This window comes from Paenibacillus sp. FSL R10-2796 (assembly GCF_037965315.1).
Taxonomy (GTDB): domain Bacteria; phylum Bacillota; class Bacilli; order Paenibacillales; family Paenibacillaceae; genus Paenibacillus_AQ; species Paenibacillus_AQ odorifer.
Window position 1 is genome coordinate 4097031 of the sequence record NZ_CP150178.1, and the last position, 21074, is coordinate 4118104.

The window sequence follows — 21074 nt, forward strand, 5'->3', positions numbered from 1 at the left end:
TCCTGTTCCTCACCAAAGACTGGTGGAGTTCACTTTTTTACTAATAGAGTTGGCAAGCAAAAGCAGTGAGAAATTTATAACCCCGTTAATTAATCCAATGGCTGTGGAATACGTATAATTGCCTTCCAGCACCCCAGAACGGTATACAAAGGTTGAGATAACATCCGAGGTTTCATAGGTTGGAGCGGTCTGCATCAGTAATATTTTTTGAAAATCGGAATTCATAACCGCGCCCAGACGCAGAATCAGCATAACGACGACAGTAGGCATAATTCCCGGCAGGGTAATGTTCAGAAGCTGTTTCCAGCGACCTGCGCCATCTATTTTGGCAGCCTCATATAATTGGGGATCAATTCCGCTAAGCGCCGCCAAAAAGATGATGGAAGCCCAGCCCGCACCTTGCCAGATGTTGGAGAGAATATAAAGTGGCCGGAACATATCCTTCTCTGCCAGAAACATCACAGGCTGTAGATCAAAAAAGCTACGAACTACGTTAAACAACCCGCCATCAAGTGCTGAGAATGTTTTTAACATACCGACAACAACCACGACTGAAATGAAATGCGGCATATAGCTAACGGTTTGAATCGTGCTTTTGAACCACTTATTCCGGACCTCATTTAACAGTAAAGCCAATATAATGGGTGCCGGAAATCCGAAAATAATACTGTAAAAGCTAAGAATCAGTGTGTTCTTAATAATCCGCCAAAAGTAGTAGCTTTCAAAAAACATTTTAAAATTATCAAACCCGATCCACTGCCCCGCCATAATCCCTTTTATAGGACTATAGGATTTCTGAAAAGCCATTAGCAGACCGTACATCGGCCCATAGCTGAAAATCAGATAAAAGAGCACCACGGGAATTAACATGATATACACATATTTATTCCGCTGCAGTTCTTTTTTCACATAAGACCATTTGCCGGGTTTCATACCGGACTTCTTGGTCAGCAGCTGATGCTTAAGCTCCATTGGTTGGCCTCCCCGTATGTAATATGACTAGCTTCCTTATGCACATAACTTTACAGGTAAAGCTGTCCTTTCCCCATGTTCATATCCGGTAATTATTTGTTCAAAACCGTGGAACCCTCTTTGTCCTCGCACACAAAAATACCCCACAGTACTTATCGATCAAGTACGTAGGGTATATGGGCTATCTTTAAATGAAACAATTATGGAGCCGTTTTTTTATATTCGGAAGGAGAAAAACCCGTGAATTTCTTGAAGGCTTTGCTAAAGTAGGATACATTATCTCCAAAACCGACTTCTTCAGCTAGAGGTCCAATCGTAAAATGTGCACATCCTTCGATGATTTCGAGCGCTTTTTGCATCCGGTATTTCATAACATAATTCGTAAACTTTTCCCCCGTTTCTTTCTTGAACATCTTACTAACATAATCAGGATTCATATAAATCTCCTGTGCAACAGTCTGCAAAGTTAATGTCTCTTCACAATAACGCCTATCCACGATACGCTTTACCTCTGCCACCATTTGCGATTGCTTACTGCGATTGCGGCTATAACGATCAAGGGTAATCTCTTCTGCAATACTCATTACAAACTGCTGAAAAGACTGGAGCGTGCTAGTCTCCATCATTCGGGGCAGCTTATCAATATATGTTTGCATCTTGTTTTGATCACTCAAACGTATAATCTCCATGAAGATCTGGATCAGATAGGATTTGGTCTTGGCAATGTCATATCTAAAATTCAGAAGTTGATGCAAAAGTGACAACAGCTCGCATTCAGCATCTGCCCAGTGCCCCGCTTTAATGAGCATAACGAGGTGTTCGAGATCCAGTTGCAGCTCTAGACCTTCCTCATCCTCTGGAATGCTGATATCTTTTTCTGTAATTAAGCTCCCTTCCCCCAGATAAAATCTATGGCTAAGACATTCAATCGTCTGCGTGAATAAACGCCTTACTTGCGTCAGCTCTCCAGGTTCACTTAATGCGGCCGTCAGATCAATATGATAATATTTCATAAAGGTAGTGCGGATGCTGTCTATTTTCTCAAATAAAGCAGCTTCAGACAGGTCATCTTCCATTAATAACAGAACACGCCGCCCTACAGTGGAGCTTAAAATATGATGTTGAAAAATATCTCCCGCAATATTACTGACCGCGAACAAATGCTCATATTCATGTTCTCCTTCAATCTCTACCAGCAGTAGCCGAACACGTTGACTCTGAAAATTCAGTCCAAACAGCTCACCAAAATATTTCCATTCCTCCACACCATAGGTCTTGTTCGTTACAAGCTCCTTCAGGAATTGTTCTTTGGCATGTGGAAGTACACGTTCCAGTCCATATTTTATCGATAGGATAAAGTTCTCCTCGTACTGCCGTTCCTCTCGCTTCTGAACTACCTCGCTTAGCGCTTCATTCAGGCTCTCTTCGCTGCACGGCTTCAGTAAATAATGTTTAACCCCATACTGCATCGCCATCTTAGCATAATCGAATTCTGAGAAGCCTGTCAGCATAATAAAAGAGGTCTCAGGATGAAGCGCTGTAACCGTCGCCACCAGCTCCAGCCCGTCCATTCCCGGCATACGAATATCGGTAATAATAATATCAGGTATAGCTTGCTTGATTAATTCTAATGCCTCCAAGCCATTTTGCGCGGTTCCAATAAGTTCTGTGCCCAATGCTTCCCAGTTCATTACCGATGAGATGCCATCCAGGATAATAAATTCATCATCAACTAAAAGGACCTTTTGCATGATACTGCTCCTCCAATCTTTTTTGTAAGCGCTAACAATAATATGTAAAAGGTTAAATCTGTATGTATTTAGCATTCTACATGCTTGTTTCCTATTTTTCTACCAATAGCATGAATCAAACAGATCTGGATATAAAAAACCAGACTATTGCTATATTTCTACAGCAACAATCTGGCTATCAGTTCATATATGAGAGTTAAGTTATACGATTTTACGCGTATACCTCAACAGCATCGCTAATCAAACGGCATGCCTCTGCAGCTTTACGGCAGGCATTAATACATTCTTGGCAGTGATTATGTATATGCTTGCTGCTTTCATCCGCGCATGCTTCACATATTTCTGCACATAGTTTTAGAATTCCAGATACAAACGGACTTTGACGGGTCATTGTTTGAATGGCATAAGAACAAATATCCGCACATTCACGATCGAGCCGCATGCTCTCACGAAGAGATGCAAGATCATATTCTTTTAGGCTTGAGACATAGCTGTAGTTACAGGCATTCATACTTTCGAGACAAGCGTCAATGCACTCCTGATATTGAATTCGGGTCATAGCCTTCAACCTCCTGCATTTTTAATGGTATGCCTTACTATTAACCTACAAGATTAGGAATGAACCACAGCTTCTTCTGAAGCAGAACGGATTACAGGCTTCTTTTGATCGTTCCAGGCCGAACTAAAATACGTCCTTCCATCTCCAGCAGCTTCGTGCGTAACTCACTGGATGAGAAATGTTCCCCGATAAATACAGCTACGTCTGGCACTTCGCCTTGAGGTGTGATTTTCATAAAATCAGCTTCACGGTAAGCATATTGAAAAAGAAAACGACTGGAGGTGTCATTAAAGGTCACAATGCCTTTAGCCCTATAAACATCACGCGGAAGCTCCTTGACGAACTGTTCAAAGGTCTCGCTGTTGACAGGTCGTTTGAAGTAATGTGTGTATGCCATCACATGATCGTGGGAAGCGTGGGTGGCTCCTGAAGATTGCAGAGCTTCCTCATGCACATGGCTTTCGCTGTCGCTCTCTTCAAGCTGTGTATCCGTAAGAACTCCACCTGCGCTACGCAGGAGCTCCTCTGTGTCGATCTCACAACGCTCCGCTGGCATAATCGGTGCATAAGAATTCCATTTTCGCAGAACGGTTGTGATCTCTTCCGCTTCATCTGCTGAGACACGGTCAGTTTTATTCAGAATCAAAACAGAGGCGCAGCGAATTTGCTCCTGCATCAGTCGATAGGTTGCGCCCTGTTGCGCACGGTACAATTCGAGCAGATGCGCGGCGTCAACGACGGTGATCAAGCTTTTCAGCTCTACTTTTTGATACAGTGAAGTTTCGGTTACGCCATCTACAATTTCCAGCGGGTTCGCCGCACCTGTGGCCTCAATAACAACAACATCCGGTGATTCCTTCTTGATAAGAGTTGTTAGCTCTGTGCTGAGATCCCCTCGAATAGAACAGCAGATACAGCCGCCGAGCAGCTCTGCCATAGGAACGGTTTGCTCAACCAGCAGCCCATCCAGATTCACTTCACCCAGCTCATTCATCACTACTGCCGGGCGTAAGCCCTGATCTTTCCAATGTTCCAGCAGGCGCTGCAGCAGGGTAGTTTTGCCGCTTCCCAGAAATCCTGACAATATATACACAGGTACAACCTGTTCCATGATTCATCGCTCCTTGCAAATTACGGGTATGGTAGCGAGTTTACTACATGATGCCAAAGCACGCAAGCGGCACCCCTATATCCTCAAAAGATTAGCGCTGGATAACGAAACTTGTCTTTGCTTCCCCCATACCCTATCATGAGAACATCTCTAATTTAGGAGCTGATCTCATTGTCATCCGTTGAAGAACATCGGAAGGAAGCACCACAGTCCGTGTCCTGCTATATCATTACCGTCTCAGACACCAGAACTACTGAAACAGATACCGGTGGAGCTTTAATCCAATCCATGCTTGAGGCTGCCGGTTATGAAGTTATAGGCCGTACCATTATCAAAGACAACTATCAAGACATTCGTGAACTACTCTATAAAAACGCTGATCACACTGGAGTTGAAGCCGTACTGCTCACGGGTGGAACAGGAATTTCTCCCCGTGATACCACCTACGAAGCAGTTTCATCCTTGCTGGATAAAACGCTGCCGGGCTTCGGTGAGATTTTTCGAATGTTAAGCTACACAGAAGATATAGGTTCGGCGGCAATCCTTAGTCGAGCAATTGCAGGTACGATTGGCAACACAGCTATTTTTTCTATGCCCGGCTCCACTGGAGCCGTTAAATTGGCTATGGAACGGCTAATTATCCCGGAGCTTCGTCATGTAATGCGAGAGATATACAAACAATAATCCCACCCATTTTTTTATAAACTAGACAAATAACCAAGCATACCTTTGTTCTGTGCGTATAATACGGTAAGTTCACACACAAAGGAGCTGAAGGAAATGTCAGAAGAATGTCCAAAATGTCCGGCCCAAACTGTCACTGACCCACCTAAGGTGGTTTATCAAGATTATTACCACCCTCAAGTTGTGAATGTTATTCACCCGGTAGAAATCGTTAGACGCCATCACTGTGTCCCAGTTCCTCGCCATTGCTACACCTATTCTGTTAAAGATATCATGTGCGATAACTCCATGATGCCTAGAGGCAGAAGATAAAACTCTACTTCATAACTCTATTAAAAGAATCCTATAAGTGAGAGAAACATCCATGTCCAACACATGGAGATGTGCTCTCGCTTTTTTCTGCATAAAAGATTTGACAATCCTGACCATTCCCCCTATAATTTTGAACACTTTACGCGAAAGTGGTTTTTGATTAACCAAACAGTTAATCGGAAAGGAAAGAGATGAGCTCACTCCAAACTTTAAATCGAAAGATCAAAACGGTCGTCAGTCCTTTTCATGAGTTATTATGCAGTCTGCATGTCTTCCATCAACCAGAACACCATCCAACAAGATTACAATGGGCTTTGGAGCTCAAGAAAAGAATGCCTCTTGCTCTACAGGAGAACATCCACACTCTTGGGCAGTTGTCAGAACGTTGGATTGCTCTGCTAGATTTACCGGACCGTATGGGTATCCCTATTTCTTGCAATCAAGGAATCACTCTACTCAAAAAACTTCCGGATGCAGAGCTAGTGTATCTATTTATGAATCAAGAAATTGCACTAAGTACCATAGTCGAATGGCTGAATGAATCTGAAAGCAAACGTTCGCTGATGAAGTTGAGTGGAAACGTGAAGTACCTGATAAACAATCTGGCTAGTGTTCGCAAGCTGTTAATCTCAACATTAATTACATACGAACATGATTATTTCGGGCAGGAATGGGACTATATTGAACCATTTATGAACATCTCAGCCGCTCAGTTTCAAGACTTAGCCAGTCGTTCCCCGGAAAAGGCATTAAATACGCTCCACCCACGCCTCCTCTCAGAGAACGGGACTCTGACAGTACAAAAGGCTGTAACGTATTACTTTCCTTATGACCAGCTTGGACAAGTGTACGTTTTTCCTTCTACATTCATATTTCCGCATCTGCTTGTTGGCTGGTTCGAGGACACTTTATTTTTGCCTCTCACGGTGGATGTTCCCGGTCTTGCCTTTAGTGAGGGACCGCCGAGTGACCTGTTGCGCCAACTCAAAGCTTTAAGTGATGATACGCGGATGCGAATTCTGAAACTTCTGTGGAACGGGCCGCATTGTACCAAGCAGCTTGCGCCAATATTGGGTATTTCTGAAGCTGCGGTCTCTAAACAGCTAAAACAACTAAGTGAAGCAGGATTTACCCAATCACAGCGAAAAGGGAATTATTTATTTTATTCAGTGAACAAAGAAGTCTTTGATAATCTGCTCATCCTGCAAAGGCAGTACCTTGAACAATGAGGTTAATGAAAGGTGTGAGTACATATGTGGCATATCGCTATCGCAACCCTAAAAAGAAACCAAAAATCTAATCTTAGAGCCTTTCCCTGGACCTTTACATTCGGGCACATTATTGATGGAGTTTATCTAGTCATCATCTCTTATTTTTCTTATGTGTATCTAATCAAAGGGGATATAGATTCAAAATTTGCTATCTATAGTGGCAGTGAGGACTATCTGACCTATGTAATTATTGGAGGTATGCTCAGTATATTTTCCGTCAGTATGATGATGAATGTATCCAGGGCACTTATTACCGAATGGAGGGAAGGTACACTTGAGGCACTGCTGCTCTCTCCTTCAAGCCGGAGCGGTTATTTTCTAGGAAACGCAGTCCAGCAGTTGTATCGAAGTGGGGCGGAATTGCTGGTAGTTCTCTTCTTTGGCCTTTTAGCAGGACTTCGACTCCCCTCAGTTGACTTCCTATCTGTCTTCGTGGGAATTTTGCTATTTTTACTATCGTGTTATGCGATGGCGCTGGTGCTAGGAAGCATTATGCTTTATACAAGGGACACCTTCATTGTGCAAAATACTCTATTTACGATAACTGCTCTACTGTGTGGATTTCAGTTTCCAAGGCAATACTTGCCTGACTACTTGCAGGTTATAGGTGAGATTTTCCCATTGACCTATGCGCTACAACTCCTTCGAGGCTCGTTGCTAACTGGAGAAGCAATACGATTACCTGACATATGGCCAATCATACTGCTTATTGTTGTATACATAACGGTTGGTCAATGGACAAACCGGCGCATAGAGCGCGGGTTGTTCGAACGATTCTAAAACCTTGGAGGAGTGAAACCATTGATTAATATGCATGAAGTTACTAAGATTTACGAGAGCAAACATAAACTGAGCTGGTTCCGTTCGGAAAAAAGATCAGTGACAGCAGTGAAATCACTATCTTTAGATATCGCTGCGGGGGAAATCGTAGGTCTTCTCGGTCTAAATGGCGCTGGAAAAACCACTACAATACGTATGCTTTCTACTCTCCTAGAGCCAACCTCCGGCAGTATTGAAGTCGATGGAATGTTACTACACAAGAATCGACAGGCCATTCAGCAAAAAGTAAATATGATCGCCGGAGGAGAACGAATGTTGTACTGGCGGCTCACTGGTAGAGAGAATCTTGAATACTTCGGTAAACTCTATGGAATGAACAGCCCTCAAATCGCTAGAGAAGCAGAACGTCTTCTGGAGGAAGTAGGTTTGACCCAAGCTGCTGACCAACCCGTTGAACAATATTCTAAAGGGATGAAGCAACGGCTGCAAATCGCCCGCGGACTTATCAATGATCCACAATACTTATTTCTAGATGAACCCACACTTGGTCTTGATGCCCCTATTGCCAGGCAGCTTCGCAGTACGATAAGAAAGCTTGCACTGGACAGTGGAAAGGGTATCCTTCTGACCAGCCATTATTTACAGGAGGTCGAAGAACTTTGTGACCGAGTTTATGTACTGAATCGAGGCGAGCTTCTGCTCTGTGACAAACCTGAACGGATTGTCCATCAGGTTGCAGGCTCGCAAACTGCTCATTTAGAGGTTACAGGCTGGCATGAATCACTTCGTCCCAAGCTACTAGAGCATCTACGAACATTTACTCAGCCTGCGGAATTAATGGGTGTCTGCGCAACAGAAAAACTAGAACTTCAAAATGATGGACTGCAGCGCATTTCTGTAAAGACACCTTCGGCTGATAGAATCATTACAGAGCTCCTGCCATGGACTACTGAGCAGGGGCTTAGCATTAAAAGCTTCGCATCCGAAAAACCTACTTTGGAGGATGCGATTATCCTCCTTTCGGAAGGAAGGGTATCATGAACTTACATAGCTTATGGTTTACCCTTAGCGCGGAGATCACTAAGCAGCATCGAAATAGAGTTAAGGGACGCGCAGTGTTTTTTTCACTTCTACTCTGGCCGGCGCTCACCTTTTTAACCACCTACTTTACTATGCAGCCCTTTAGAACCGGAGCAGGATCAGCACTCTCAACAGTAATACCAGATGGACGGATTCCCCTTTTTCTGCTGAGCGGATATCTCGTCTTTCAGTTATACTGGACGGTTGTGCAAGCCGCATGGTTATTCGAACAAGAACGCAAAGGGGGCACACTTGAGGTAGTGTTCCTAACGCCAGCGTCAAAAATGGCCTTCCTGTATGGACGTTCCGTATATTCACTATTTCACGGAATATGGATGTTCGCTTGCTTCTCCATTCTGACTTTCATTTTTCTTGCGGACGTAACGACTGTTAACTGGGGCGCCTTAATACCTGTATTAATACTTATCATGATATCAGCGGTTATATGGGGAGCTTTGCTGTGTGCGATATCTCTCTTCTCAAGGGATTCAGGGCTACTCTATTACATCTTTCAAGCACCAATGGAGCTGTTTGGCGGGGTTCGTATTCCACCAGCAGTATTCCCAGCATGGGCAACGGGTTTATCCCTTCTGTTTCCACTCACATATAGTCTGGTTCTTGTGCGCGGGGCGTTATACGATAATATCGGTACTAGCTGGTGGTGGGCTCTCGGCGCTTTAATCGTAGGTAGTGCTTGTCTTGTCATTTGTACCCGCTATCTTCTGGTTAGAGCAGAGCAACATGCAAGAGTAAAAGGAAACTGGACTTTATTCTAACTGTAAATGACCAAGTCTTTAACACATAGGACCTAAGAGACGTTATTTGCTGGTTTTTTAGCTTTTTCAAAAGTTTCGCGGACTCCAGTGACACTATTCCTTCAAAAAGGGTTCATTTTGGGAGTTTTAGGGCCGATAACTGCTATGGAGTCCGTTAGAATTTCAAACGGGAGAGAAAGCTGTGTTTAAGGTCAGTGGTGTCCGAAAACTGCTTCTTACGCGCAAATGCTCCCTAACCACAAAATAACCCGGCAGACAAATCTGCCGGGTTATTTCATATTTTATATACTGGAGATAAACACAGCTTATAAGTCAGGATGTTCGTGTTTTGCCTTGAGACGATTCCAACGGCGCTCAACTTCTTCTTCGAAGCTGTGTAAAGCTGGCTCATTCTCAGGTTTCAACAAATGACGAGTTTTACCCATTGTCTTCAGCCATGCTGAGAGCTCAACACGTTTGCCCTTATCTTCAGGGTTATATGTGATATTCGTAGAACCATGCTCTACTTCATATAACGGGAAGAAGCAAGACTCAACAGCTAATGATACGATGTTCGTGCCTTCCTTATCATCAGACATCCAATTTAGCGGACATGCGATCAGGATTTTACCATACACCAAACCTTCGTTTTGTGCGTACCACTGTGCTTTTGCCGCTTTTTTCACCAGATCCTGCGGATAAGCCTCCGAACCCGTGAAGACATAAGGAATGTTAGTAGCCGCCATAATTTGTGCTGTATCTTTATGCTGAGTAACTTTACCTTGCTGCTGCTTGCCGATACTGGAGGTTGAAGTACGGTGACCCAGTGGTGTCGAATAGGACTGCTGTGCTCCAGTATTCATGTAACCCTCGTTATCGTACTCTACAATAATCATTTTGTGACCACGCAGTGCAGCTCCAATTGCCGGTCCCATCCCGATGTCCATACCGCCATCTCCGGTTACCATAACAAACGTAAAGTCCTCTTTAAGCCCTAGTCCATCCAGCTCACCGCGACGTTTGCGTTCCCAGAACATCTCTACGACACCGGACAAGGTAGCCGCTCCATTTTGGAAAAGATTATGGATAAACGTTGATTTATGGGAGGAATACGGATACCCCGTAGTCGTTACCATGGCACAGCCTGTATGATAAAGTGCGACGATATCCCCTTCAATCCCTTTGAAGAAAGTCTCCAGTCCTGAGAAAATCCCGCAACCTGGACACGCACCATGCCCTGGGGAGAGCCGTTTAGGTTTCTTCGTTAAGCTGCGCAGTGGCGGAATCCGTACGCTTAATTTGCCTGTTGCTTCATCCTGTTTCACAGTGATTAAGCCTGTCTTCAGTGAGTCAAAGTCCATTGGCTTCAGAAGACGTTGCGGAGCTTTATCTGGTGTACCCGGATTGTGGCCATAATAATCAAATGGTATGTCTACTCGATCTGCAGCAACAGCATCTATTGCTAATTGGAAAAAGGCATGACCATCTTCTGCGTAGAAGTCCTTACCACCCAAACCATAGATACGGCTAATTACTTTAGTCGTAGTGTTGCCATATGTGAACAGCGCTGCCTTGATTTCATTGACCATGTTACCACCATGTCCGCCTACAGAATCTGCGCGGTCACCAACGGTGATTGCTTTAACATTTTTCAGTGCTTCAGCAATTTGCTTCTGCGGGAAAGGACGGATCATATTCGGCGAGATTGCACCGGCTTTGATCCCTTGCAACCGAAGCTGATCCACAACATCCTTAATAATCTCAGAGGCAGAATTCATCAAGAATACGGCTACTTCAGCATCTTCCATCCGATATTCCTCGATCATTGGATAATGACGTCCGGTTAACTCAGCAAATTCCTTCGCAATTTCTTCAAAAACTTCACCCGCATTGTACATAGCTACGGACTGCTGATAGCGGTTGTTAATATAGTCAGGTTCGTTCATATAAGGGCCAACCGTTACCGGATTATTGCGGTCTAAAGTATCGGTAAAGCCTGTTGGAGGCTGCGGTCCAACAAATTTATGAACATCCTCCCGATGAGTAAAAGCTTGAACGCGGCGTTTCTGGTGGGAGGTGAAATATCCATCTGAAGCCACCATTACCGGAAGACGAACTTTAGCATGTTCCGCAAGCTTCAATGCCATTAGGTTCATATCATAAACAGATTGTGGATCCCGGCACATTAAAATAGGCCAACCTGTATTCAAAGCAAAATACAAATCTGAATGGTCCCCGTGAATATTCAGCGGTCCAGAGATCGAACGGCAGATTAGATTCATAACCATAGGCATACGCGTACCAGCTTGTACAGGCAATTGCTCAAGCATGAACATATAACCTTGGGCACTGGTAGCATTAAATACACGTCCGCCAGCCGTTGAAGCGCCATAACAGATTCCAGCAGAGCTATGCTCGCCATCTGACGGAATCAGCATAATATCATGCTGGCCATTCGCTTTCATCGTATCAAGAAATTGCGCTACTTCTGTCGATGGAGAAATCGGAAAATACCCCATTACATGATAATTAATCTGATGAGCAGCATAAGCCGCCATTTCATTGCCGGATTCATATAGGAATTTCTGCTCTACTTTAGCAGAGCCTACTTCTTTTTCATAATCTATAGCCACGTGTATTCCACCTTTCCTCCGTTAATTAGGCCTCAGTAACGAGATCAAAAATATGCCGGACCGTATGACTCTCTGCGTAGCCCTCTTCCTCACGTTCGCCAGACAAGGCAGTTGTAGGACAAGCTTCTACACATTTTAAACAGCCTTTGCAGTATTGATAATCAATACCTTGCAGGAACATTTGTGGACGCCCCTTCTTATCAGGCTGCTCATCCCAAACAAAACACAGATCAGGACACACCGTATCGCACTGCGCACAATGAATACAATCCTCCTGCTTAAAATGAGGCAGCAAACCGGAGCGAGAAATGCTCAAGTTCTTTAAAAAGCTGCTGCCAGGATTCGTAATGGTACCGCCGATTGGCTGTGTTTCATAACCCAATGCGGAAATATCAGACCGCACGAACTCAGGCATTGTCACGCCCGCAGGCAGTGGAAAATGCATAAACTTAACTTCATTAAATCCACGGTCGAAAGTAGTCAGTGCTGACTGTACTGCCTGTGGATATTTTTTGCCTAGTGATTTCTCTATAACGCCTTTCATAATTTCAGGGTCCAAGAAATCACACATCCGGAACAACGCGCCTAGCATCGCCATATTAACGCGGTTTTTCTCATCTAAGGCGATAGTTGTAGCATCAACGACTGCAATAGTTCCTGCCATCATATTCAGGGAGGATTTCAATTCCTCCGGCGATTTTGCTGAGTTCACCAATACTGTGCTATGTTCATAAATTCCGCTAATTACGTTAACTGTCTTTGCTAATGCTTCGTGAAATACCCCAACAACATGCGGACGCTCAACCGGAGACGTGTCACGAATAGGCGTATTCAAATCACAAAACCGGATATGCGCTTTTACCGCTGATCCCTTCTTCTCCGAACCATATGACGAAAAGCTGACCCCATTCATTCCAGCACCGACAACACCTGCTTCTGCAAGCATTTTACCAGCCAGGTTCGCACCCAACCCTCCAATTGACTCCAGACGAATCTCAAAAAATCCGAGCTCGTTCACTTTTGGTAACTGTACCACCGACATAGCCCCTTTCAGAATGTCATCTAGTATAATATCCTTTTGACTTTTTCAACGATTGTAACTTGATTTTGCAAGACGCGAAGTGACAAATCTTGCATTTTCCAAGTGTTGCCTAAGCTTATTTATCTACTTTCATTTAGCAATAAAATTAAAAATTAAGATGTTAAATTCATCACATTCTTCATGATAAATATCACACACCGATGAAAAATCACCTCTATTTCTACAAATGTGTATCATTTATACTTTTCAACTAGTCCATTTCAGGATAAACTGATTCTTGGTGTAATTTTTTGAACCTACTTAGGAGGCATTAAATGTGAAGTCAAACGAAGCATCATTACAGAAAAAATTGCTTCCACGGCATATCAGCTTTATGGCGATGGGCGGCGTAATCGGTACGGGGATTTTTAAAGGAAGCTCTGAGACGATAAGCATTGCTGGACCAGGGGTTGTTCTCTCCTATGTATTGGCAGGCTTGCTGCTACTAGTCGTTATGGGTGCAATTGCCGAAATGGCCACGGTATACCCGAACAAAAATATGAAGGAATTCATCCGCGAGGCTTTTGGAGAACGGCTCTCCTTTATCGTGGGTTGGCTATATTGCTTCATGTGGTTGACTGTCTGCGTAATCGAAGTGCTGGCGGCAGGAAGCTTCTTGCAGTACTGGTTACCGGATGTTCCATTATGGCTACTGAGTCTAGCAAGTGGTGCTTTAATTATTGGCATCAATATGATGAGTGTAAGCGGTTATGGAGAGACGGAGTTTTGGTTAGCAGGAATCAAAATAGCTATGATTATTATCTTTATTATTCTGGGAGCTGCATTATTGTTTGGGCTATTGCCTATGTCTGAAGGGACTCCCTATTTAAGTAATTTTACGGATTATGGCGGATTATTCCCACAAGGCTGGACACCTATCTTCTCTGCCCTTCTGGTCGTCATGTTCTCTTACGGCGGATCTGAGCTGATTGGACTAACTTTAACAGAAACTCAAGATGCAGAAAAAGTGTTGCCTAGAGTTGTCAAAAGCTTCATTTTGCGTGTTATTCTGTTCTACACCATTCCAATTCTGATCATCTGTGGGTTAATTCCTTGGAATCAGCTTAACGAGCATACCAGCCCCTTTGTGCAGGTATTAGCAGCTACAGGACTTAAGGGTGCTGACCATGTTATGAACTTCATACTGATTACGGCTGTGCTCTCTGCTGCTAACTCTGGTATCTACGGCGCCACACGGATGTTGCACTCTTTGGCTTCACAGGGTGAAGCTCCACGTAGCTTAGCAAAGACCTCAGCAAAAGGTGTGCCGATCAACAGTCTTAAACTTTGCGCTATAGTTCTTTTTGTTGGTTCTATGTTAGCGTACTTCGCACAGGATGGACTTTTCCGGCTGCTGATGGCTGTTCCCGGCTTCGTAGTAAGCTTGGTATGGATCAGCATCTGTCTATCACAGCTGAAGCTGCGGAAAACCTATCCTAAAGAGCCAAGCTTTAAAGTGTGGGGGTTCCCTTATATTACGATTTTGACGCTTATCTGTTTGTCGATTATCACGATTTCCTTCCTTTTCGACACTCAGAACCGGATCAGCATAGGCACATGTCTGGGCTTCCTGCTGATGCTTACCATCTGGTCATTCGCTAAATTCCGGAAGAAGAACTAAACTATATATCTCGCACTAACATGAAAAAAGGTGTATCCATTGTTCTTCGCGATTGCGTAGAACGGGGATACACCTTTTCTTATGGGACCGTTGATTTGCCCACTCACACCGGATTCGCCTCATTCTGCGGGATTTATACCGTTGATTTGCCCACTCGCACCGGATTCGCCTCATTCTACGGGATTTATACCGTTGATTTACCTACTCGCACCGGATTCGCCTCATTCTGCAGGAATTATACCGTTGATTTGCCTCCTCGCACCGGATTCGCCTCATTCTGCGGGATATATACCGTTGATTTGCTCACTCACACCGGATGCGCCTCATTCTATGGGATTTATACCATTGATTTGCCTCCTCGCACCGGATGTGCCTCATTCTACGGGAATAATACCGTTGATTTGCTCACTCACACCGGATTCGCCTCATTCTACGGGATTTATACCGTTGATTTACCTAATCGCACCGGATGCACCTTATTCTGCGGGATTTATACCGTTGATTTACCTAATCGCACCGGATTCGCCTCATTCTGCGGGATTTATACCGTTGATTTGCCCACTCGCACCGGATGCGCCTTATTCTGCGGGATTTATACCGTTGATTTGCCTACTCGCACCGGATTCGCCTCATTCTGCGGGATTTATACCGTTGATTTGCCTCCTCGCACCGGATGCGCCTCATTCTGCGGGATTTATACCGTTGATTTGCCTACTCGCACCGGATTCGCCCCATTTTAAGGGATTTACTAATTCTTTTGGGGGTATGGTAATTTCTCGATGTACTTTAAGTAGTGTTCTGTTGCAAAAAATACAACAAAAGCCAAAACAGATATACGCAGACAAGCTCTCTTATATACTTTCAGAAAATAAACTCGCGGCGATCAAAGTTAACAAACGCAAGCTTCACCAAACATCAGCTTCATCCAAACATCGGCTTCACCCAAACGTCGGCTTCACCCAAACATCGGCTTCACCCAAACGTCGGCTTCACCCAAACGCAAAAAAGCACAGGAATCTAATCTTCCCGTGCTTCTTTCCATCGAAACTACAAAATCTACTCGATCTCCGGCTGAATATGCTCCGCGATCAATTGCTGCTTGCTGGTCCAGACCTTCTCACTCAGATTCACCCGGTACACCTCTGGATTGAGCTTACGCAGATATTCCGGCCAGAACAGATCCTTCTGCTCCCGATGGTAACGGCGAACTTCATTCAGATCCGGCAAAGTATAAACTTGGAAGCCGTTCACGTAAATCGGCTCAAGCATAGGCAGCGCTTCATAACGCTCCACATACTTGTGCATGTATGGATGCAGCGGATTAAACAGCTTCACCCGACCGCCGTTACGTGGAGCTTCCTCTTCCGGGAAGCAGATATAATCTGCTAGCGCTTTGCCATTTTTCCCGATAATCCGGAATACGTCCTTGCTGCCTGGTGTGGATACTTTTTCAGGGTTAGAAGAAATCTTGATTGTCGGTACCATTTCTCCAGTTGCGGACTCAATTTCTACCAGCTTATAGACCCCACCCAAAGAGGGTTGATCCGAAGCCGTAATCAATTGTGTGCCTACACCCCATGTGTCGATGGCTGCACCTTGCAGCTTCAGATCCATGATTGTATTCTCATCCAGATCGTTGGACGCCACAATCTTCACATAATCGAGCCCCGCTTCATCCAGCATATTCCGTGCCTGCCGGGATAGATAGGCCAAGTCACCGCTGTCTAAACGGATACCGATCATCTTTTTACCTTGATCTTCAAGCTTTTTGGCGGTTCTAATCGCATTCGGCACACCACTGCGCAACGTATCGAAGGTATCAACTAATAGTGTAACTTCATCCGGCATCACCTTGGCATAAGCATCAAAAGCTTCCTGCTCACTGCTGAAGCTCTGAACCCAAGAATGAGCATGTGTACCTTTGGTAGGGATGCCAAACATTTTACCTGCCAGCATGTTGGAGGTTGCATCAAAGCCGCCGATATAGGCCGCTCTAGCGCCCCAGACCGCCGCATCCGCTTCTTGTGCCCGACGGGTACCAAACTCCAGCAGAATATCATTCGGAGCTACCTGCTTGATTCGGGAAGCCTTTGTAGCGATCAGCGTCTGGTAGTTCATGAAGTTCAGAATAGCGGTCTCCACCAGCTGCGCTTCCATGATCGTCCCTTCCACACGGATTAGCGGTTCATCCGGGAAAATCAACGCCCCTTCTTTCATCGAATAAACGTTGCCCTGAAAATGAAATTGCAGCAATTCTTCCAAAAAAGCAGGAGCGTAATTTTCTTCTTGCTCCGACAAGTAACGGATATCATCTTCGGTGAAACGCAAGCCGCCGATGTACCCCACGATACGCTCTAATCCTGCGAACACGGCATAGCCGTTTCCGAAAGGCAATTTGCGGAAATAAGCTTCAAATACAGCTTTTCGCTTATGGCTTCCATTCACCCAGTGAGCATACATCATATTGATCTGATATTTATCTGTATGTAGCGCAAGTTCTCTCTTCAAGTCCTCATCTCCTAATATCCACGTTGCTGTATGTTTTTTATAGTATTATGCCTTAACAACGTCTGCTCCTAAACTTCCCCGGAAATGATTTAGTGCCCATTTATGTCCATCCGCGTTGAAGCTGGCGACCGCATCTTCGTGCACAGTAATAGTAAAACCTTTGTTATATGCATCCACCGCAGTGTGCAAAACACATATATCTGTACATACGCCAATCAAATGAAGGTCAGTAATGCCACGTTCCCGCAGCTTAAGCTCCAGATCAGTTCCACTAAAAGCGCTATATCGAGTTTTGTCCATCCAATAGATGGAATCCTGGTCAGCTTCATAAACAGTTTTCAAACTTCCATAAAGCTCCCGCCCTCTAGTCCCTCGTACATTGTGAGGTGGAAACAGTTTACTCTCGGGATGATAAGGATCATTGTCTTCATGTAAATCCACAGCCATTACAACATAATCGCCATTTTGGACAAACTCAGACGTTAATTGGCTGATTCTTGGCTCGATATCGATTGCAGGCTGCCCAACCGGTAAATTCCCATCGACAAAATCATTGGTAAAGTCAATTACTATTAGTGCTCTCATGAGAATCGTCCCTCCCCTGATTTAAGACACTACGTATAAATAGACAACAATGGCTCGTGATCTGTAAACATATACAGCTGAGCCGGTCGTTGTGAGTATTGATTGGAGCTGAGTGCATTGCCCTCTTCATCTCTCACTTCTTTTAATATACCCTGACGGCTGCGTGTTGACGTGATTTTACGAATAAAATTTGGCTCTTTAAATTCCGGCACTACTGTCTGAATCACCTGATAAAGCTCACTTAGCGTAAAATGTCTAGGCAAAAACTGTCTTGCTATCGTTGTCTGCAGCATTTGCTGTTGGATACGTACGTATGCATCCTTGATGATTTCATGGTGGTCAAAAGCGAGCTCCAGTTCTTCTAACGCTTCCTGTAACGTAAATAAACCCACTTCACCCGCATCGTCGGAAGCTTGTCTTTGCTCCAGCATCCACTCTTCTACTAAAGCGAAAAAGGCATGGCTGATAATCCATCCCCGAGGGTCGCGGCCAGGTGTACTATAAACCCCAAGATATTCTAAGTGACCTCCATCGACACCGGTCTCTTCTTTCAGCTCACGAGTTGCAGCATCATATATAGACTCATCTTCCTGACAGAATCCGCCTGGTAGAGCCCACATACCTGCACATGGCCATTTTTTCCGTCTAATTAACATTACCTTCAACTCACGTAAAGGCAGCGTCTTGGTGACCGTCTTCCGCTCGCGTTTGGTCAGTGTAAACATTACAATGTCGGCCGGAACACCATCCGGTGTACGATATTTTTTGGCGTTATAGGTTAATTCCCCATTGTCGCTCATAATTGCCCCATCCTTTTCCGAAGCTGTAGTTTTACTTATTCGTATCTTTAAATGTACCAAACATGTTCTTCATAAATCAACAGTTAAATTCCATTATTTTACATCATCCTACAAAAAAGACTATATGAGAAACGACGTTGTCGTTGAATTATAAGGATTATGTATTTTCATGTACTTTACTTCTACCTCTTATATTGAAATAAAGGGACGGATCTGCATCCGCCCCCTGAACTGAGTGTGGGTTATCCGCATGTGGTCGGAGGCGCTTCAGTGCCGGCTTCCACATTTATTTTTTCCGAAACGGTATCTCTAATCACGGAAATTACCAGCTGAAGCAAATAATTAATGTCGCTCTGGCTTTGCTGAAATTCGTTCACGACTGGAATACCGTCGATCTCATCTTGCAGCACTTCAATTTCACGTTCAATTTTGGCGACCATATCTTTATTATTGAAGCTTTCGAAGGCCACGATTTCTTTTTGTTTTTTCTTAATGGTTGCAATCAGTCCTTGCACACGCTCGTGATTAAGAATTTTTTGCTCAGCCTGCTGAAAATGGCGTACCTCTTCACTGGTTGAGATTAATGATGCTAGTTCTTTAGCTTTGCCCATAATATCCTCGCGAACGATCAGATCACGGGTATTATAAGTTTTCATTCCATATTTATTCAACTGTTGTTCTTCTGTACTCATTAGTCATCTCCCCATTCGTATGTGATTAATGAACAGCTGCGGCCTCGACCACAATATCCCCTTTAATGTACCATGTTTTGGTATCTGTAATTCTCACGTTTACAAATGTGCCGATAAGCTCCTTAGGACCTTCAAAATGAACCAGCTTGTTAGCGCGGGAACGGCCGGAAAGGACTTCGGAGTTATTCTTACTCTCCCCTTCAACCAGCACCTCTACAACTTCATCCAGCATTCGGTCATTAATAATCCGGCTGTTCTCTTTGATGAGATCATTTAATCTTTGCAGACGTTCACTCTTCACCGACATCGGTACATTATCTTCCATCGCCGCTGCTGGTGTGCCCTCACGTGGAGAATAAATGAACGTATATGCCATATCATACCCAACCTCACGCACAAGCGATAGGGTATCTTCAAATTGCTCATCAGTCTCCCCAGGGAAACCAACGATAATATCGGTACTTAATACAGCATTCGGCACACTTATCTTAATCTTGCGTACTAATTCCAGATAAGCTTCCCGGGTATATTTACGGCTCATTTTCTTAAGAACGGCAGTACTTCCCGATTGAACCGGCAGATGGATATGCTCCACCAAGTTGCCGCCTTTGCCCAAAACCTCAATCAATTTATCGTCAAAATCTCGTGGATGCGATGTCATAAAACGAATGCGCGGAATATCAATCAGACGCATATCATCCATCAGGTTCCCGAAGGTGTAATCAATATCCGTAAAGTCTTTACCGTAAGCATTTACGTTCTGCCCCAATAGCGTTACTTCCTTGAAGCCTTGGCGCGCAAGCTCTCTCACCTCAGCGATAACGTCCTCTGGACGACGACTGCGTTCTTTACCGCGTGTAAACGGTACGATGCAATACGTGCAGAACTTATCACAACCATACATAATGTTCACCCAAGCGCGCATGCCTTCCCGCTTCTTCGGCAAGTTCTCAATAATGTCGCCTTCTTTGGACCATACCTCAACCACAAGCTCCTTACTAAATACCGCTTCTTTAATGAGGTGTGGCAACCTGTGAATATTATGCGTACCGAAGATCATATCCACGAAGCCATGCTTTGACATAATCCGGTTGACTACGCCTTCCTCTTGGGACATGCAACCGCATACCCCTAACAACAGACCCGGCTTCTCGATCTTCAGGTTCTTAAGATGTCCTAGCTCTCCAAATACCTTATCCTCGGCGTTCTCCCGAATCGCACAAGTATTCAGCAAAATGAGATCCGCGTCATTCCGGTCAGCGACACTGCGGTAGCCCATCTGTTCCAATAGGCCCTTCATCGTTTCCGTGTCATGCTCATTCATTTGGCAGCCATAAGTCGTTATATGATAATATTTGCCCACTCCGAAATTCTGCATCTCTTCAGGAATCTCGAAATCATAATGCACTTCTATTTCTTCCTTGCCGCGCCGTTTTCCTTCTTTATAGTCAGGCTGGCTATTAATTTGCACATTTCTTCCTTTAATCCGGTAAGTAACCTTACCTTCCTCTTCACTAATTACCTTTGCATCACTAAAATCAAAATATTTCGAATAATCCTTAGAACCCTTGCCGGATTTTAAGTCCGGTGAGTTATGGTTCCCCTTTGTCATGCTGTTTTCACGTCCTCTATTGTTCAACAATTATTTTTATACTTTGCTAATTTAAAATTATAACATAATGCTGGCCTAACATAGAAGTGCCCGGTCTATTAATGATGTAATGAAGCGTTGCATATCGACAAAAAAATACCCCGCCAACGTTTGGCAGGGTCAAGTTCTATCATATTAAGGGGGGTATGCTACTATTATAAGCAGATACACTACTCTTGAAACAGTTACACAACCTCTTACCTAAAAAAATAGTCATTGTATATTCTG

At 44.2% G+C, this 21074-nt stretch carries 18 protein-coding genes; 7 read left to right on the plus strand and 11 right to left on the minus strand.

The genetic code is table 11. The features are described 5' to 3' along the window. Positions 1-9 precede the first annotated feature (9 nt). From NST58_RS18630 to NST58_RS18645, 4 genes are all read right to left on the minus strand, one after another. Positions 10-972 carry an ABC transporter permease subunit gene (locus tag NST58_RS18630; RefSeq protein WP_076184463.1) on the minus strand — a complete coding sequence of 321 codons (963 nt, stop codon included), beginning with the start codon at positions 970-972 and terminating at the stop codon, positions 10-12. A 200-nt stretch (positions 973-1172) separates the two neighbouring features. Then, on the minus strand, positions 1173-2723 hold the full coding sequence (locus NST58_RS18635) for a response regulator (protein WP_339243768.1): 1551 nt from the start codon (positions 2721-2723) through the stop codon (positions 1173-1175). A 211-nt stretch (positions 2724-2934) separates the two neighbouring features. Next, positions 2935-3282, minus strand: coding sequence for a four-helix bundle copper-binding protein (locus tag NST58_RS18640; protein ID WP_339243770.1), 348 nt, complete (start codon positions 3280-3282; stop codon positions 2935-2937). Positions 3283-3373: 91 nt separating this feature from the next. Continuing rightward, positions 3374-4393 (minus strand): GTP-binding protein, encoded by a 1020-nt coding sequence (locus tag NST58_RS18645; RefSeq protein WP_076128306.1) that lies wholly within the window; start codon positions 4391-4393, stop codon positions 3374-3376. A 165-nt stretch (positions 4394-4558) separates the two neighbouring features. Between NST58_RS18645 and NST58_RS18650 the strand changes: the two genes are divergently transcribed. The 5 genes from NST58_RS18650 to NST58_RS18670 all read left to right on the plus strand — a co-directional run bounded on the left by NST58_RS18650 (position 4559) and on the right by NST58_RS18670 (position 9296). Beyond that, a complete protein-coding gene (locus NST58_RS18650; RefSeq protein WP_076128304.1) occupies positions 4559-5077 on the plus strand; it encodes a molybdenum cofactor biosynthesis protein B in 519 nt (172 codons plus the stop codon). 503 nt (positions 5078-5580) lie between these two features. After that, positions 5581-6618, plus strand: a complete 1038-nt coding sequence (locus NST58_RS18655; RefSeq protein WP_339243772.1) for a metalloregulator ArsR/SmtB family transcription factor — start codon at positions 5581-5583, stop codon at positions 6616-6618. A gap of 24 nt (positions 6619-6642) precedes the next feature. Next, on the plus strand, positions 6643-7440 hold the full coding sequence (locus NST58_RS18660) for an ABC transporter permease (RefSeq protein WP_339243774.1): 798 nt from the start codon (positions 6643-6645) through the stop codon (positions 7438-7440). A 30-nt stretch (positions 7441-7470) separates the two neighbouring features. Further along, positions 7471-8481, plus strand: coding sequence for an ABC transporter ATP-binding protein (locus NST58_RS18665; RefSeq protein WP_076308373.1), 1011 nt, complete (start codon positions 7471-7473; stop codon positions 8479-8481). Beyond that, on the plus strand, positions 8478-9296 hold the full coding sequence (locus NST58_RS18670) for an ABC transporter permease (RefSeq protein ID WP_076280040.1): 819 nt from the start codon (positions 8478-8480) through the stop codon (positions 9294-9296). Before NST58_RS18665 ends, NST58_RS18670 begins: the two co-directional genes overlap by 4 nt. Positions 9297-9601: 305 nt before the next feature. On the opposite strand, the gene NST58_RS18675 is transcribed toward NST58_RS18670, so the two are convergent. Continuing rightward, positions 9602-11908 (minus strand): thiamine pyrophosphate-dependent enzyme, encoded by a 2307-nt coding sequence (locus NST58_RS18675; protein ID WP_076128294.1) that lies wholly within the window; start codon positions 11906-11908, stop codon positions 9602-9604. A gap of 25 nt (positions 11909-11933) precedes the next feature. Then, the gene (locus NST58_RS18680) at positions 11934-12944 is read right to left on the minus strand and encodes a 2-oxoacid:acceptor oxidoreductase family protein (RefSeq protein ID WP_038571642.1); all 1011 of its coding nucleotides are present in this window, start codon (positions 12942-12944) and stop codon (positions 11934-11936) included. Between the two features lie 322 nt (positions 12945-13266). On the opposite strand from NST58_RS18680, the gene NST58_RS18685 reads away from it, so the two are divergent. Both NST58_RS18685 and NST58_RS18690 read left to right on the plus strand, forming a co-directional pair. Next, positions 13267-14610: an amino acid permease gene (locus NST58_RS18685; protein ID WP_076277243.1), complete on the plus strand. Its 1344-nt coding sequence runs from the start codon at positions 13267-13269 to the stop codon at positions 14608-14610. A gap of 20 nt (positions 14611-14630) precedes the next feature. Next, positions 14631-15350 carry a hypothetical protein gene (locus tag NST58_RS18690; protein WP_339243777.1) on the plus strand — a complete coding sequence of 240 codons (720 nt, stop codon included), beginning with the start codon at positions 14631-14633 and terminating at the stop codon, positions 15348-15350. A gap of 316 nt (positions 15351-15666) precedes the next feature. Here NST58_RS18690 and NST58_RS18695 read toward each other — a convergent pair whose 3' ends face one another. From NST58_RS18695 to miaB, 5 genes are all read right to left on the minus strand, one after another. Next, positions 15667-17118, minus strand: a complete 1452-nt coding sequence (locus NST58_RS18695; RefSeq protein WP_339243780.1) for a nicotinate phosphoribosyltransferase — start codon at positions 17116-17118, stop codon at positions 15667-15669. 45 nt (positions 17119-17163) lie between these two features. Then, positions 17164-17703, minus strand: a complete 540-nt coding sequence (locus tag NST58_RS18700; RefSeq protein ID WP_076280041.1) for an isochorismatase family cysteine hydrolase — start codon at positions 17701-17703, stop codon at positions 17164-17166. A 29-nt stretch (positions 17704-17732) separates the two neighbouring features. Beyond that, positions 17733-18503 carry an NUDIX domain-containing protein gene (locus tag NST58_RS18705; RefSeq protein WP_036688055.1) on the minus strand — a complete coding sequence of 257 codons (771 nt, stop codon included), beginning with the start codon at positions 18501-18503 and terminating at the stop codon, positions 17733-17735. 242 nt (positions 18504-18745) lie between these two features. Continuing rightward, positions 18746-19195: a YlbF family regulator gene (locus tag NST58_RS18710; protein ID WP_076128288.1), complete on the minus strand. Its 450-nt coding sequence runs from the start codon at positions 19193-19195 to the stop codon at positions 18746-18748. A 25-nt stretch (positions 19196-19220) separates the two neighbouring features. Then, positions 19221-20807 (minus strand): tRNA (N6-isopentenyl adenosine(37)-C2)-methylthiotransferase MiaB, encoded by a 1587-nt coding sequence (gene miaB / locus NST58_RS18715; RefSeq protein WP_076194685.1) that lies wholly within the window; start codon positions 20805-20807, stop codon positions 19221-19223. Between the last annotated feature and the right edge of the window lie 267 nt (positions 20808-21074).